Below are 15,068 nucleotides of genomic sequence, written 5' to 3'. Positions count from 1 at the left end.
GGGGCTCGGCAAGGTACCGTCGGACATAAGGCAGCACCAGGAGCCGCTGGATCCAGGCGGCTCCCAGGCGAAGGGGAAGCACACCGTGGCACGCATCGGTGACGGCGGCGATCTGCTCAAGTGCTCGTTCTGCGGCAAGAGCCAGAAGCAGGTCAAGAAGCTCATCGCAGGCCCCGGTGTGTACATCTGCGACGAGTGCATCGATCTCTGCAACGAGATCATCGAGGAGGAGCTCGCCGAGACGAGCGAGGTGCGCTGGGAGGAACTTCCCAAGCCCCGCGAGATCTACGAGTTCCTCGAGGGGTACGTGGTCGGCCAGGAGTCGGCCAAGAAGGCCCTCTCCGTCGCGGTGTACAACCACTACAAGCGCGTCCAGGCCGGCGAGAACGCCACGGGCCAGAACCGCGAGGACGCCATCGAGCTCGCGAAGTCCAACATCCTTCTGCTGGGCCCCACGGGCTCCGGCAAGACGCTCCTCGCCCAGACCCTCGCGCGCATGCTGAACGTCCCGTTCGCCATCGCCGACGCGACGGCGCTGACGGAGGCGGGATACGTCGGTGAGGACGTCGAGAACATCCTGCTGAAGCTGATCCAGGCCGCCGACTACGACGTCAAGAAGGCCGAGACCGGGATCATCTACATCGACGAGATCGACAAGGTCGCCCGGAAGAGCGAAAACCCGTCGATCACGCGCGACGTCTCCGGCGAGGGCGTGCAGCAGGCCCTGCTCAAGATCCTCGAGGGCACGACGGCCTCGGTGCCGCCGCAGGGCGGGCGCAAGCACCCGCACCAGGAGTTCATCCAGATCGACACGACGAACGTCCTGTTCATCGTGGGCGGTGCCTTCGCGGGCCTGGAGAAGCTCATCGAGTCCCGGGCGGGCGCGAAGGGCATCGGCTTCGGCGCGACGATCCGCTCCAAGCGCGAGTTGGAGTCCAAGGACCAGTTCGAGGCCGTCATGCCGGAGGACCTGGTCAAGTTCGGCATGATCCCCGAGTTCATCGGCCGTCTGCCCGTCATCACCTCGGTCCACAACCTGGACCGCGAGGCGCTCCTGCAGATCCTGGTCGAGCCCCGCAACGCCCTGGTCAAGCAGTACCAGCGCCTCTTCGAACTCGACGGCGTGGAGCTGGACTTCGAGCGCGAGGCGCTGGAGGCCATCGCCGACCAGGCCATCCTGCGCCAGACCGGCGCCCGCGGCCTGCGCGCCATCATGGAGGAAGTCCTCCAGGCCGTGATGTACGAGGTCCCGTCCCGCAAGGACGTGGCCCGCGTCGTCATCACCGCCGACGTCGTCCTGCGCAACGTCAACCCCACCCTGATCCCGAGGGACGCCCGCCGCGGCGGCCCGGGGGAGCAGAAGACGGCCTAGACGCCGCACCCGCGACGAAGGAGAGCCCGGCGACCGCTCGCCGGGCTCCCTCTTTTTCCGCCCGGTCCCGATCCGCCCCGTCGGGGCGCGGGACGACCGGGCCGCGTACGTGAGGGGGCCCGGCCGTCGGGCCGGGCCCCCTCGTGTCGAGCGCGTCCACGAGCGACGTCAGATCTTCTCGCGGACGTCCTTGCGCAGCTTCGCGGCGGTCTCGGCCGCGGCCTCGGGCGTGCTGCCCTTGCCGGCCATCATGCTCGCGAAGTCGATCGGCATCACCAGGCCGAGGGTGCTGTGGTCGCCCCAGATGCAGACCGGCATCGTGAACTCCTTGGGCCCGGCCGCCGCGCCCGAACCCGACGAGTCGTTCTTGACCTTGATCTCCTGGCACTTGAGGACGGCACCGTCCAGCGCGCTCGGGGTGTAGGCCTTCGGACTGCCGATGAACTCGCCGTCCTTGGTGCCTTCCTTCTCCTGCTCCTTCTTCATGCCGGCGAACATGTTGTCGACGGCCTTCTCCGGCTCGTCGATGGTTCCCCAGACACCGCCGAAGGTGATCTGCTTCATCGCGAGCGGGTTGCTCTTGTCGCCCGACTGGTACGCCGCGTTGACGTCCTTGGGGTTCTTCACACCCCAGCCCTCGGCGTCCTTCAGGTCGTCCTTGGTCATGCCGTCGTCGGCGCCGTCGGCGTTGTCGGCCTTCTTGTACTCGCCGCCGAGGACCGTCGCCGGCGTCGTCAGCTTGTGCGGGCCGTCGTCGGCGACGGAGCTGCTGCTGTTGCTGCCGCCGAGCACCAGATAAGCGCCCACCGCGATCGCCACCACCACGGCCGCGCCGCCGATGATCAGGGCCGTCTTCTTCTTGCCGCCGGTCGGCTCGGGCGGCATCGGGACCGTGCCGTAGGGGGGCTGCTGCCCGTAGGCGGGCTGCTGGCCGTACGGGGGAGTCTGCGGCGGGACACCCGGAGCCTGCTGGGGGTAGCCGTAGCCGGGGGCCGGGGGGGCCTGCTGGGGGTAGCCGTAGCCGGGCTGGGGGGCCGGCGGCTGCTGGCCGTAGGGGCCGGGCTGGCCACCCGGCTGGCCGTAGGGTCCGGGCTGCTGGGGCTGCCCGCCGTACGGGCCCGGCTGGTTGTAGCTCATTTCTGGGTTCCCCTTTAGATGCCTTATGTGTTCCTGACATCCTGACGCACAGGTCAGGCCCCCAGGTCCGCAGGGGGTACACCGTTACGAAGTAATCCCGTTTCGGGACATGGGCGTGACGCCCCTAAACTGATCCCGTGACCGAGAACGCTCAGCAGCAGCCATCAGCGCCCAGTACCGAACTGCCGACCCAGTACGCGCCGGCCGAGGTAGAGGGGAAGCTGTACGAGCGCTGGGTAGAACGGAGTTACTTCGCCGCCGACGCGAAGAGCGAGAAGCCTCCGTACACCATCGTCATCCCGCCGCCGAACGTCACCGGAAGCCTGCACCTCGGGCACGCCTTCCAGCACACGCTGATGGACGCGCTGACGCGCCGTAAGCGCATGCAGGGGTACGAGGCGCTCTGGCTCCCCGGCATGGACCACGCCGGCATCGCCACGCAGAACAAGGTCGAGCAGCAGCTCGCCGAAGAGGGCAAGTCCCGCCACGACCTGGGCCGCGAGGAGTTCGTCGAGCGGGTCTGGCAGTGGAAGGAAGAGTACGGCGGCAAGATCCTCGGCCAGATGCGCCGGCTCGGGGACGGCGTGGACTGGGACCGTGAGCGGTTCACCATGGACGAGGGCCTGTCCAAGGCCGTCCAGACCATCTTCAAGAAGCTGTACGACGACGAGCTGATCTACCGCGCCGAGCGCATCATCAACTGGTGTCCGCGCTGTCTCACCGCCATCTCGGACATCGAGGTCGAGTACCAGGAGGACGACGGCGAGCTCGTCTCCATCAAGTACGGGGAGGGCGACGAGACCCTCGTCGTGGCCACCACCCGTGCCGAGACCATGCTCGGTGACACCGCCGTCGCCGTCCACCCGGACGACGAGCGCTACAAGCACCTCGTGGGCAAGCGGATCAAGCTGCCGCTGACCGACCGCTCCATCCCCGTCGTCGCGGACACCCACGTCGACCCCGAGTTCGGCACCGGTGCCGTCAAGGTCACCCCCGCCCACGACCCGAACGACTTCGCGATCGGCCAGCGCCACGGCCTGGAGTCGATCACGGTCATGGACGAGCGTGCCGTCATCACGGTCCACGGCCCCTTCCAGGGACTCGACCGCTTCGAGGCCCGTTCCGCCATCGTCGGCGCACTGCGCTCGCAGGGCCGGATCGTCGCCGAGAAGCGCCCCTACGTCCACTCCGTGGGCCACTGCTCGCGCTGTAGGACGACGGTCGAGCCGCGCCTGTCGATGCAGTGGTGGGTCAAGGTCGCCCCGCTGGCGCAGGCCGCCGGTGACGCGGTCCGCGACGGCCGGGTCGCCATCCACCCCGCCGACATGTCGAAGCGCTACTTCGACTGGGTCGACAACATGCACGACTGGTGCATCTCGCGCCAGTTGTGGTGGGGCCACCGCATCCCGGTCTGGTACGGGCCGGAGGGGCAGGTCGTCTGCGTCGGTCCCGACGAGGAGCCGCCGACCGGTGAGGGCTGGACGCAGGACACCGACGTCCTCGACACCTGGTTCTCCTCCGGCCTGTGGCCGTTCTCCACCCTCGGCTGGCCGGAGAACACCCCCGACCTGCAGAAGTTCTATCCGACGGACGTCCTGCTCACCGGCCACGACATCATCTTCTTCTGGGTCGCCCGGATGATGATGTTCGGCCTGTACGCGATGGACGGCGAGGTCCCGTTCAAGACCATCGCCCTCACCGGCCTGGTCCGCGACGAGCGCGGCAAGAAGATGTCGAAGTCCTTCGGCAACGTCGTCGACCCGCTCGACTGGATGGACAAGTACGGCTCCGACGCCGTCCGCTTCACCCTCGCCAAGGGCGCCAACCCCGGTACCGACGTGCCGATCGGCGAGGACTGGGTCCAGGCCTCCCGGAACTTCGCCAATAAGATCTGGAACGCCACCCGCTTCGCGCTGATGAACGGCGCGACGGTCGAGGGTCCGCTGCCCGAGCCGGAAGAGCTGTCGGCGACCGACCGCTGGATCCTCTCCCGGCTCAACGAGACCATCGCCGAAGTCGACGCGTTCTACGAGGACTTCCAGTTCGCGAAGCTCTCCGACGCCCTCTACCACTTCGCGTGGGACGAGGTCTTCGACTGGTACGTCGAGCTGTCCAAGACCACGTTCATGGCGGGCGGCGAGCCCGCGAAGGTCTCCGGCCGGGTCCTCGGCGAGGTCCTGGACGTCACCCTCCGCCTCCTCCACCCGATCGTCCCCTTCGTCACCGAGACGCTGTGGACGACGCTGACCGGCGGCGAGTCCGTCGTCGTCGCCGACTGGCCGAAGGACAGCGGCTTCCGCGACAAGGCCGCCGAGCAGGAGATCGAGCAGCTCCAGCAGGTCATCACGGAGGTCCGCCGCTTCCGTGCCGACCAGGGCCTCCAGCCCGGTCAGCGGGTCCCGGCCCGGCTGACCCTCGACGGGACCGCCCTGGCCCCGCACGAGGCGGCCATCCGCCAGCTGCTGCGGCTCCAGCCGGAGGGCGAGGGCTTCTCGGCCACGGCGACCCTGCCGGTCGCGGGCGCCTCGGTCGCGCTCGACCTGTCGGGCACGATCGACGTCGCCGCGGAGCGCAAGCGTCTGGCCAAGGACCTCGCCGCAGCCGAGAAGGAGAAGGCCCAGGCGAACGCCAAGCTCGGCAACGAGGCGTTCCTCGCCAAGGCCCCGGACAACGTCGTGGACAAGATCCGCGGCCGGCTCGCCAAGGCGGACGAGGACATCGCCCGCATCCAGACCCAGCTGGAGCGCCTGCCCGAGGCGTAGCCGCTCGCACCGAGGCAGGTGAAGGCCCCCGGAACCATCCCGTTCCGGGGGCCTTCCCCGTACCCGCCAGACCTTCTTCGCCCCCTCCGCCCCTGCCCGACCCGTACCCGGGGGCCGGGGGCAGCGACCCCGTGACGGGACGGGTAGGGGCGGAGGGGGCGAAAAACCCCATGGGGCCCCACACGCCCCCACACCCCGCCGTCTCCGTAGACTGGCCCCGTGAGTGACCTCCCCCCGCACGACAGCAGCGCGTCCGACGAGCCGGAAGACCGTGACCCGCACGGCCTCTTCGAGGAGATCGTGGCGAACGAGACCGAGCGCGACCCCGACCTCGCGGTGATCGAGGCCGGCAGCCGCACCCTGCGCACCCAGGGCGGCGGCGGTCACCAGGCCGACGTACCCGCGCGGCCCGCCGACCCCGAGGTCGACAAGGCGCTGCGCGAGGTGGAGGCCGAACTCGCCACCCGCTGGGGCGAGACCAAGCTGGAGCCGTCCGTCAGCAGGATCGCGGCGCTGATGGACGTCCTCGGCGAGCCGCAGCGCGCGTACCCCTCGATCCACATCACGGGCACCAACGGCAAGACCTCCACCGCCCGCATGGTCGAGGCGCTGCTCGGCGCCTTCGACCTGCGCACCGGCCGTTACACCAGCCCCCACGTGCAGTCGATCACCGAGCGGATCAGCCTGGACGGGGCGCCGATTCCCGCCGAGAGCTTCGTCGAGACGTACAACGACATCAAGCCCTACGTCGAGATGGTCGACGGACAGCAGGAGTACCGGCTCTCCTTCTTCGAGGTGCTCACCGGCATGGCGTACGCGGCCTTCGCCGACGCGCCCGTGGACGTCGCCGTCGTCGAGGTCGGCATGGGCGGCAGCTGGGACGCCACCAACGTGATCGACGGGGACGTCGCCGTCGTGACCCCCATCGACCTCGACCACACCGACCGGCTCGGTGAGACGCACGCCGAGATCGCCGCCGAGAAGGCGGGCATCGTCAAGCAGGACGCCACCGTCATCCTCGCCCAGCAGCCGGTCGACGCGGCCCAGGTGCTGCTGAAGAAGGCCGTCGAGGTCGACGCGACGGTGGCCCGCGAGGGACTCGAGTTCGGGGTCGTGTCACGGCAGATCGCGGTCGGCGGGCAGCTGCTGACCCTGCGCGGCCTCGGCGGGGAGTACGAGGAGGTCTTCCTGCCGCTGCACGGTGCCTACCAGGCGCACAACGCCGCCGTGGCGCTCGCCGCGGTCGAGGCGTTCTTCGGCGTCGGCTCGGCGCACGCCCAGCGGCTCGACATCGACACCGTGCGCAAGGCGTTCGCCTCGGTCACCTCGCCGGGCCGGCTGGAGATCGTGCGCCGCTCGCCCACCGTGGTGCTCGACGCCGCGCACAACCCCGCCGGTGCCCGCGCCACCGCCGAGGCGGTGAGCGAGGTCTTCGACTTCAGCCGCCTGATCGGGGTCGTCGGCGTGAGCGGCGACAAGAACGTGCGCGGAGTGCTCGAGGCCTTCGAGCCGATCTTCGCCGAGGTCGTCGTGACCCAGAACTCCAGCCATCGCGCGATGGACGCGGACGAACTCGCCGGGATCGCCGTCGAGGTCTTCGGCGAGGACCGGGTACAGGTCGAACCGCGCCTGGACGACGCCCTGGAGGCCGCGATCACGCTCGCCGAGGAAGAGGGTGAGTACGCGGGCGGGGGCGTACTGGTCACCGGATCCGTCATCACGGTCGGCGAGGTCCGACTGCTCCTGGGGAGGGGCTGACCCACGTGCGTACGCTCTGTGCTTCCACGCTGATCGGCGAGTTCTTCGTCATCGGTTTCGCCGGGCTCGTCGCCATGAAGGAACCCGATCTGTCCACGGCCACGGTCTGGACGGTCTGCGGGGTCCTGATGGCGCTGAGCGTGCTGCTGTGCGGCATGATCACGCGGCCCGGCGGTGTCCAGCTCGGCTGGGCGCTGCAGATCCTGCTGATCGCCGGCGGCGTCTTCGTGCCGTCGATGTTCATCCTGGGCGCGGCCTTCGCCGCCCTGTGGTGGGCCTCGGTCCACTACGGCCGGAAGATCGACGAGGCCAAGGCCAGGTTCGCCGCGCAGGCGCAGGCGCAGACCGAGCCCGGCGGCAACCCGGCCTGAGGCGGCGACCCGGTCCGGGGCGGAACCCGGCCCGAGGCGGCGGCCCCGGACCGGCCGGGGCCGTTCCGGGGCGGGCGGACAGCGGCCCGCCCGGTCCGTGGGGCGCGCGAGCGCGCAGCACCGGCGGGCGGAGGCGTGCCCCCGTACCACCTGACGCTGTGCGACGGCCACCCGGACACGCCCTGTAGCCTCGGTCATCCGCACAAGTGTGACCCGAAGGAGCTTTCCCGTGAGCCAGCGCACCCTCGTCCTTCTCAAGCCCGACGCCGTCCGTCGCGGCCTGACCGGCGAGATCATCAGCCGTATCGAGCGCAAGGCCGGCTGGCAGATCACCGCGCTGGAGCTGCGGACCCTGGACCAGGACACGCTGGAGCAGCACTACGGCGAGCACAAGGGCAAGCCCTTCTACGAGCCGCTGGTGGCCTTCATGGCCTCCGGTCCGGTCGTGGCCCTGATCGTCGAGGGCGAGCGGGTCATCGAGGGCGTGCGCGCCCTGGCCGGCCCGACCGACCCGATCGCCGCCGCCCCCGGTTCCATCCGCGGCGACTACGGCGTGATCGTCCGCGAGAACCTGATCCACGCCTCCGACTCCGAGGAGTCCGCCGAGCGCGAGGTGAAGATCTTCTTCCCCGGCCGCGCCTGAGCGCACGGACGACGGTTCCGCTCGGCGTCCGTGCGCACGGACGGTCACGGTCTCGCGTACGGACGGCCTCGCCGAGATCACGGGCGGCCTCTCCGGGGCCGCCCGTGACCGTCTCCGGAGCCTGTCGGGCAGTACATTTTCAAAGAATTTTCTGAGGCTGCGTCAGTGCGGCTTCGACAGTCTGACCTGGGACGGCCGTGAAAAATCCGGCCGTCCCGTGGCATATGCGTGCTGATCGAGGGAACGGGTGACCCCGATGGCGCGTCTCCACGAGCGAGTCGCTCCGCCATCTGCCGACAATGGCCAGGACCATCGCGCAGTGTTCGTGCAGGCGCGTCTACGATGGGAGCGTTCACGTCGCTGCACCAACCTCGCGCCGTCCCTAAAAAGCCGTCAAAGCACGCTTTGGGAAGGCCAGACGAATCCTGATGGGGAACTCAATGTCGTTCATCGGCCGTGACATGGCTGTCGACCTCGGGACCGCCAACACGCTGGTGTACGTCAGGGGTCGAGGGATCGTACTCAACGAGCCTTCCGTCGTCGCGATCAACACCAACACCGGCGGGATCCTCGCGGTGGGCGCGGAAGCCAAGAAGATGATCGGCCGGACGCCGGGCAACATCGTCGCCGTGCGCCCGTTGAAGGACGGCGTCATCGCCGACTTCGAGATCACCGAGCGCATGCTCCGCTACTTCATCCTGAAGATCCACAAGCGGCGCTACCTCGCCCGCCCCCGTGTCGTCGTCTGTGTGCCCTCGGGCATCACGGGCGTCGAGCGCCGTGCCGTCATCGAGGCGTCGTCCCAGGCCGGCGCCCGACAGGTGCACATCATCGAGGAGCCCATGGCCGCGGCCATCGGCGCCGGCCTGCCGGTCCACGAGGCGACGGGCAACATGGTGGTGGACATCGGCGGCGGCACCACGGAGGTCGCGGTCATCTCGCTCGGCGGCATCGTCACCGCCCAGTCCATCCGCGTCGCGGGTGACGAGCTGGACAACGCGATCATCCAGCACATCAAGAAGGAGTACAGCCTCCTCCTCGGTGAGCGGACGGCCGAGCAGATCAAGATCACGATCGGTTCGGCGTACGACCTCGACACTGACGAGCACACCGAAATCCGCGGCCGGGACCTGGTCTCCGGTCTGCCCAAGACGGTCGTCATCTCCGCCGCGGAGGTCCGCAAGGCGATCGAGGAGCCGGTCAACGCGATCGTCGACGCCGTGAAGACGACGCTCGACAAGTGTCCGCCCGAGCTCTCCGGCGACGTGATGGACCGGGGCATCGTCCTGACCGGTGGCGGAGCCCTGTTGCGTGGCCTGGACGAGCGGCTGCGCCGTGAGACCGGCATGCCGATCCACATCGCGGAGGACCCGCTCGACAGCGTGGCGCTCGGCTCCGGCAAGTGCGTCGAGGAGTTCGAGGCGCTCCAGCAGGTCCTGGACGCCCAGCCCCGCAGATGACGTAACACTTCGATTCCGCCGTACGAGATCACCCCTTCTCGTGCGGCGGATCGTTGGTATGGAGGCATAAACTCCTGCGACATAGAGTCATAACCTCCCCCAAAACAGCCACACCGTCTCACCCCCCCACCCCAGCCTCATCGCACCGTGGACGTCCTTTTCGCCCGGGGTGCGCCCCTGTTGACCCAATACGACGAGGAAGGCACGGCCGCCGCACGTGAGGGACACACGAGAGAGCCGGCTGCTCCTGGTGCTGCTGATCGCCATCGCGTTCGCACTGATCACGGTGGACATCCGCGGCGGGCAGGACTCACCGGTCGACGGTGCCCGCCAGGCCGCCGCGACGGTCTTCGGCCCGATCGAGAACGGGGTGTCGTCCGCGGTCGACCCCGTCGGCAACGCGATCTCCGCGGTCCGCGACTCGGACGACCGGCACAGCCGCATCGCCCAACTGGAGCACGACAACGCGGCGTTGAAGGCGAAGCTCGGCAGCGACGACCGCAACCGGAGCCGCCTCAGGCAGCTCGACAAGATGATCAAGGTGGCGGGCGAGGGCCAGTACGGCATCAAGGGCGCCGAAGTGATCGCCATAGGCGCAGCCCAGGGCTTCTCCTGGACCGTCACCATCGACGTCGGCGCCAACGACGGCATCCGGCGCGACATGACCGTCCTGAACGGCGACGGACTGGTCGGCCGCGTCACCACCGTCGGCCCGGACACCGCGACCGTGCTCCTCGCCAACGACCCCGACTTCACCGTCGGCACCCGCATGGAGTCGACCGACGAACTCGGCTTCGCCGCGGGGCAGGGCGACCGCCCGCTGCGCGTCGAACTCCTCAACGCCAAGGCGAAGATCAAGAAGGGCGACCGGCTGGTCACCTTCGGCTCGCAGTCCGACAAGCCGTTCGTGCCCGGCGTCCCCGTCGGCGTCGTCTCCCGGGTCGACCCCTCCGGCGGCGACCTGACCCGCACGATCTACGTGACGCCGTTCGTCTCGTTCACCAAGCTCGACATCGTCGGTGTCGTCGTCGGGGCGCCCAAGAGCGACCCCCGCGACACCGTGCTGCCCCCGAAACCCAAGCCGACGCCCACGCCGACCGTGACCGTGACGGCCACCCCCTCGGCGAGCGCCCCCGACCTCGGCCAGCAGCAGTAAGCAGGAGGAGCCGAATCCCATGCGTTTCAACCGGATGCTGCTCTCCGTCACCCTGGTGGTCGTCGCCCTGGTGATCCAGGTGAGCGTTCTCGCCCGACTCCATCTCCCGGGCGCCGTCCCCGACCTGGTGCTGCTGACCGTGCTCGCCCTCGCCCTGGTCTACGGCCACGTCGGCGGCGCGCTCATCGGCTTCGGTGCGGGCCTGCTCTCCGACCTCGCCCCGCCCGCCGACCACGCCGCCGGACGCTACGCCCTCGTGCTCTGCGTCGTCGGCTACCTCGCCGGCCTGGCCAGACCCGAGAACGGCCGGCTCAAGTCGGCCACCGGCCCCATGGCCGTGGTCGTCGCCGCCGCGATCGGCTCCACCGTGCTGTACGCGGGCGTCGGCGCACTCGTCGGCGACACCGCCGCCCGCCACGTCGGACTCAGCAGCCTGCTCATCACGGCCACCCTCTACGACCTGCTGCTCGCGCCCTTCGTCGTCCCGGTGCTGATGGCGCTGGCCCGGCGGGCCGAGAACGATCCGCTCTCCGACGGCGGTCCGTCCGCCAAGACGGCCGACGTCTCCTCCGGCTGGCTGTCCTCCGGCACCGGCCTGCGCATCGGCAGCCAGCGCGGCGGACTGCGCGTGAAGGCGGCCAAGGCACGGGTCGCCCGCGCCGGACGCATCAAGGGGGTCAAGCGCCTGTGACCACAGCGACGAGCCCCGCCCCGCGGCCGGCTCAAGCGCCCCGGGCAGCACGGCACTTGACCGGCCGCGGTGTCACCGCGCACAGGTTCGCCGTGTATTCGTACGACTCGTACACACACTGAGAGGGGGAGGCAGCAGCAGTGACCGCCCACCCGTCGCCCACCACCACCCTTCCAGCGGATGGGCTGCGCCCATGACCAATATTCCTGAGACCGGCCGGACCCCACGGGTCCAGATCCGTCTCGTCGTCATCCAGATTCTCGTGCTCTCCCTCCTCGGCACCCTCGGCGGACGGCTCTGGTTCCTCCAGATCCGCAACGGCGACGAGTACGCCAAGGAAGCCTCCGGCAACCACGTCCAGCAGGTCGTCCAGCCCGCCGTGCGCGGCTCGATCCTCGACGCGCGGGGCGTGCCGATCGCCGACAACGAGACCCGGCTCGTGGTCTCCGCCTCGCGCACGGACCTGATGAAGATGGCCGACGACGGCAAGGGCGTCCTCACCAAGCTCGCCGGCGTCCTCGGCCTCAAGCCGAAGGACGTCATCCAGAAGGTCCGCCTCTGCGACGCCAAGACGCCGCAGCCCTGCTGGAACGGCTCGCCCTACCAGCCGATCCCCATCACCGACAAGGCCACCGCCCGGCAGGCCCTGCAGATCCGCGAGCGCTCCGAGGACTTCCCCGGCATCACCGCCGAACCGGAGGCCGTGCGCCGCTACGCCGCCCCCGGCAAGGCCAACACCGCGCAGGTGCTCGGCTACCTCTCGCCCGTCACCGACGACGAGATCACCAAGGCCAAGGACACCGACTCGCCCTACCTGCGCTCCGACCAGGTCGGCCGCTCCGGCCTGGAGCGGCAGTACGACAAGGCCCTGCGCGGCAAGGCCGGCGTCACCCGCTACGAGGTCGACAACCTCGGCCGGGTCATCGGCAAGGCCAAGAGCGACAAGGCCGAACCCGGCGCCAACCTCGTCACCAGCATCGACGCCCGCGTCCAGCGCGTCGCCGAGTACGAGCTGGACTACGCGATGAAGGTCGCCCGGACCCAGTTCGACAAGATCACCGGCGAGAACTACAAGGCCGACTCCGGCGCCGTCGTGGTCATGGAGGCCAAGACCGGCCGCGTGGTCGCCATGGCGTCCGCCCCGACGTACGACCCGAACGCCTGGGTCGGCGGCATCTCCGGCAAGGACTACACCGCCCTCACCGGCAAGAAGTCCAACTACCCGCTGCTGAACCGCGCCATACAGGGTCAGTCGGCGCCCGGATCGACGTTCAAGGTGGTCTCCACCGCCGCCGCGGTCCAGGCCGGATACCCGTTCGACGGGCACTACCCGTGCACCAGCTCGTACTCCGTCGGCAGCCAGGTCTTCAAGAACTTCGAAGGGGAGAGCTTCGGCCCGATCTCGCTCGGCCGCGCGCTGGAGGTCTCCTGCGACACCGTCTTCTACGGACTCGCCGACAACGAGTGGAAGAAGGACGGCGGCATCAACCCGAAGAAGAAGCCCAAGGACTACTTCTACAAGACGGCCCACCAGTTCGGACTCGGCCAGGAGACCGGCGTCGACCTCCCCAACGAGGTCACCGGCCGCGTCCCGGACCGCACCTGGAAGCAGAACTACTGGAAGGCCAACAAGGACGCCTGGTGCAAGTCCGGCAAGAAGGGCGGCACCTACGTCCAGCAGATCGAGTACGAGAACTGCCTCGAGGGCAACAAGATGCGCGAGGGCGACTCGATCAACTACTCCATCGGACAGGGTGACACCCTCGTCACCCCCATCCAGGAAGCCGTCATCTACTCCGCGGTCTCCAACGGCGGCACCATGTACACGCCGACCATCGGCAAGGCGATCGTCAGCGCCGACGGCAGCACCGTCCAGGAGATCAAGCCCAAGGTCAGCGGCAAGCTCCCGGTCAGCAAGGCCACGCTCAAGGGCATGAACGAAGCCTTCGCGGGCGTCGTCACCCGCGGTACCGCCGCCTGGAAGTTCGGCGGCTGGCCCCAGGACAAGATCCCGCTGCACGCCAAGACCGGTACCGCCGAGGTCTACGGCAAGCAGACGACGTCGTGGCTCGCCACGTACTCCAAGGACTACGCGATCATCATGACGATCTCCCAGGCCGGTACCGGTTCGGGAGCGTCCGGTGAGGCCGTGCGCAAGATCTACAACGCGCTCTACGGCGTCGCCGCCGACGGCAGCATCGACAAGAAGAACGCCCTCCTGCCCACCCCGCAGAAGGGCCTGCCGAAGATCCAGACCGACGGCACGATCGAGTCCGGCCGCATCTCCAAGGACCCGGCCAAGGACCAGCAGGCCAGCCAGGCCCCCAAGGACGCCACCCCCGGCCCGGACCAGCCCGCCGGCACCACCGCCTCGCCCACCGGCGGCAACCGCGTCACCCGAAGGCGTACGGCCCGCCCGCCGAAGGGGCGGGGGAAGAGGATCCTGACATGACCGGAGCCAACAACTTCTCCGTCTCCGGGTACGGACCCGAGCGCGCGGGCTGGACACGCCTGTTCGCCCGCGACTCGATCGCCCGCAGGCTCGACTGGCCGATACTGCTGTCGGCCGTCGCGCTCTCGGCGATCGGATCGGCCCTCGTCTACTCGGCCACCCGCAACCGCACCGAGATCAACCAGGGCGACCCGTACTTCTTCCTCATCCGCCATCTGATGAACGCCGGCATCGGCTTCGCCCTGATGATCGGCACGATCTGGCTCGGCCACCGCACCCTGCGCACGGCCGTGCCGATCCTGTACGGGATCTCGGTCTTCATGATCCTGCTGGTGCTGACCCCGCTCGGCGCCACGATCAACGGCCAGCGCAACTGGCTCGTCGCGGGCGGACTGTCGCTCCAGCCCGCCGAGTTCATCAAGATCACGATCATCCTGGGCATGGCCATGCTGCTGGCCACCCGGGTGGACGCCGGCGACAAGACGTACCCCGACCACCGCACGGTGGTACAGGCACTGGGCCTCGCGGCCGTCCCGATGATGATCGTGCTGCTCATGCCCGACCTCGGCACGATCATGGTCGCGGTCGTCATCGTGCTCGGCGTGCTCCTCTCCTCCGGCGCCTCCAACCGCTGGGTGTTCGGCCTCATCGGCGCGGGCGCCCTCGGCGCGGTCGCCGCCTGGCGCCTGCACGTCCTCGACGAGTACCAGATCAACCGCTTCGCGGCCTTCGCCAACCCCGACCTCGACCCGGCCGGCGTCGGCTACAACACCAACCAGGCCCGTATCGCCATCGGTTCCGGCGGCCTCTTCGGCACCGGCCTCGGCCACGGCTCGCAGACCACCGGCCAGTTCGTGCCCGAGCAGCAGACCGACTTCGTCTTCACGGTCGCGGGCGAGGAACTGGGCTTCGTGGGCGCGGGCCTGATCCTGCTGCTCCTCGGCGTCATCCTCTGGCGCGCCTGCCGCATCGCCCGCGAGACGACCGAGCTGTACGGCACGATCGTCGCCGCCGGAATCATCGCCTGGTTCGCGTTCCAGTCCTTCGAGAACGTCGGCATGACCCTGGGAATCATGCCGGTCGCCGGTCTGCCGCTCCCGTTCGTGTCCTACGGAGGATCCTCCATGTTCGCGGTCTGGGTCGCGATCGGCCTCCTGCAATCGATCAGGGTGCAGCGCCCGATGTCGGCCTAGGCGACCCCCCGGACGGAGGCCGGGTGTCACCCCGGAGAACACGAGGTGACACCCGGTCCGACCGGAAAGGAAG

Annotated in this window: 11 protein-coding genes; 10 read left to right on the top strand and 1 reads right to left on the bottom strand. The window is 69.2% G+C overall.

What is annotated here, in order from left to right:
• Window positions 1-85 precede the first annotated feature (85 nt).
• Window positions 86-1,372 carry an ATP-dependent Clp protease ATP-binding subunit ClpX gene (gene clpX, locus CW362_RS22815; RefSeq protein WP_103551406.1) on the top strand — a complete coding sequence of 429 codons (1,287 nt, stop codon included), beginning with the start codon at window positions 86-88 and terminating at the stop codon, window positions 1,370-1,372.
• Between the two features lie 168 nt (window positions 1,373-1,540).
• Here the strand turns inward: clpX and CW362_RS22810 are convergent, their stop codons facing one another.
• On the bottom strand, window positions 1,541-2,509 hold the full coding sequence (locus CW362_RS22810; protein ID WP_103551383.1) for a hypothetical protein: 969 nt from the start codon (window positions 2,507-2,509) through the stop codon (window positions 1,541-1,543).
• Window positions 2,510-2,646: 137 nt separating this feature from the next.
• Here CW362_RS22810 and CW362_RS22805 point away from each other — a divergent pair, with 137 nt between their 5' ends.
• From CW362_RS22805 to rodA, 9 genes are all read left to right on the top strand, one after another.
• Complete coding sequence (locus tag CW362_RS22805; RefSeq protein WP_103551382.1) at window positions 2,647-5,271, top strand: valine--tRNA ligase; 2,625 nt, start codon at window positions 2,647-2,649, stop codon at window positions 5,269-5,271.
• A gap of 219 nt (window positions 5,272-5,490) precedes the next feature.
• Window positions 5,491-7,029, top strand: coding sequence for a bifunctional tetrahydrofolate synthase/dihydrofolate synthase (gene folC / locus CW362_RS22800; RefSeq protein WP_206301024.1), 1,539 nt, complete (start codon window positions 5,491-5,493; stop codon window positions 7,027-7,029).
• Between the two features lie 5 nt (window positions 7,030-7,034).
• Window positions 7,035-7,400, top strand: coding sequence for a DUF4233 domain-containing protein (locus tag CW362_RS22795; RefSeq protein ID WP_103551381.1), 366 nt, complete (start codon window positions 7,035-7,037; stop codon window positions 7,398-7,400).
• A 229-nt stretch (window positions 7,401-7,629) separates the two neighbouring features.
• The gene (gene ndk, locus CW362_RS22790) at window positions 7,630-8,043 is read left to right on the top strand and encodes a nucleoside-diphosphate kinase (RefSeq protein WP_045557536.1); all 414 of its coding nucleotides are present in this window, start codon (window positions 7,630-7,632) and stop codon (window positions 8,041-8,043) included.
• A gap of 440 nt (window positions 8,044-8,483) precedes the next feature.
• Window positions 8,484-9,503: a rod shape-determining protein gene (locus CW362_RS22785; protein ID WP_103551380.1), complete on the top strand. Its 1,020-nt coding sequence runs from the start codon at window positions 8,484-8,486 to the stop codon at window positions 9,501-9,503.
• Window positions 9,504-9,720: 217 nt separating this feature from the next.
• Complete coding sequence (mreC, locus tag CW362_RS22780; RefSeq protein ID WP_103551379.1) at window positions 9,721-10,659, top strand: rod shape-determining protein MreC; 939 nt, start codon at window positions 9,721-9,723, stop codon at window positions 10,657-10,659.
• A gap of 19 nt (window positions 10,660-10,678) precedes the next feature.
• The gene (gene mreD / locus CW362_RS22775; protein ID WP_103551378.1) at window positions 10,679-11,350 is read left to right on the top strand and encodes a rod shape-determining protein MreD; all 672 of its coding nucleotides are present in this window, start codon (window positions 10,679-10,681) and stop codon (window positions 11,348-11,350) included.
• 193 nt (window positions 11,351-11,543) lie between these two features.
• The gene (gene mrdA / locus CW362_RS22770; RefSeq protein ID WP_103551377.1) at window positions 11,544-13,802 is read left to right on the top strand and encodes a penicillin-binding protein 2; all 2,259 of its coding nucleotides are present in this window, start codon (window positions 11,544-11,546) and stop codon (window positions 13,800-13,802) included.
• Complete coding sequence (gene rodA, locus CW362_RS22765) at window positions 13,799-14,995, top strand: rod shape-determining protein RodA (RefSeq protein WP_103551376.1); 1,197 nt, start codon at window positions 13,799-13,801, stop codon at window positions 14,993-14,995. The genes mrdA and rodA overlap by 4 nt, the downstream gene beginning before the upstream one ends.
• Window positions 14,996-15,068 lie beyond the last annotated feature (73 nt).

It is taken from the genome of Streptomyces populi (assembly GCF_002911015.1).
Lineage (GTDB): Bacteria > Actinomycetota > Actinomycetes > Streptomycetales > Streptomycetaceae > Streptomyces > Streptomyces populi.
Note: the sequence above shows the minus strand (reverse complement) of the source record. Positions and strands in the feature narration are given on the sequence as shown.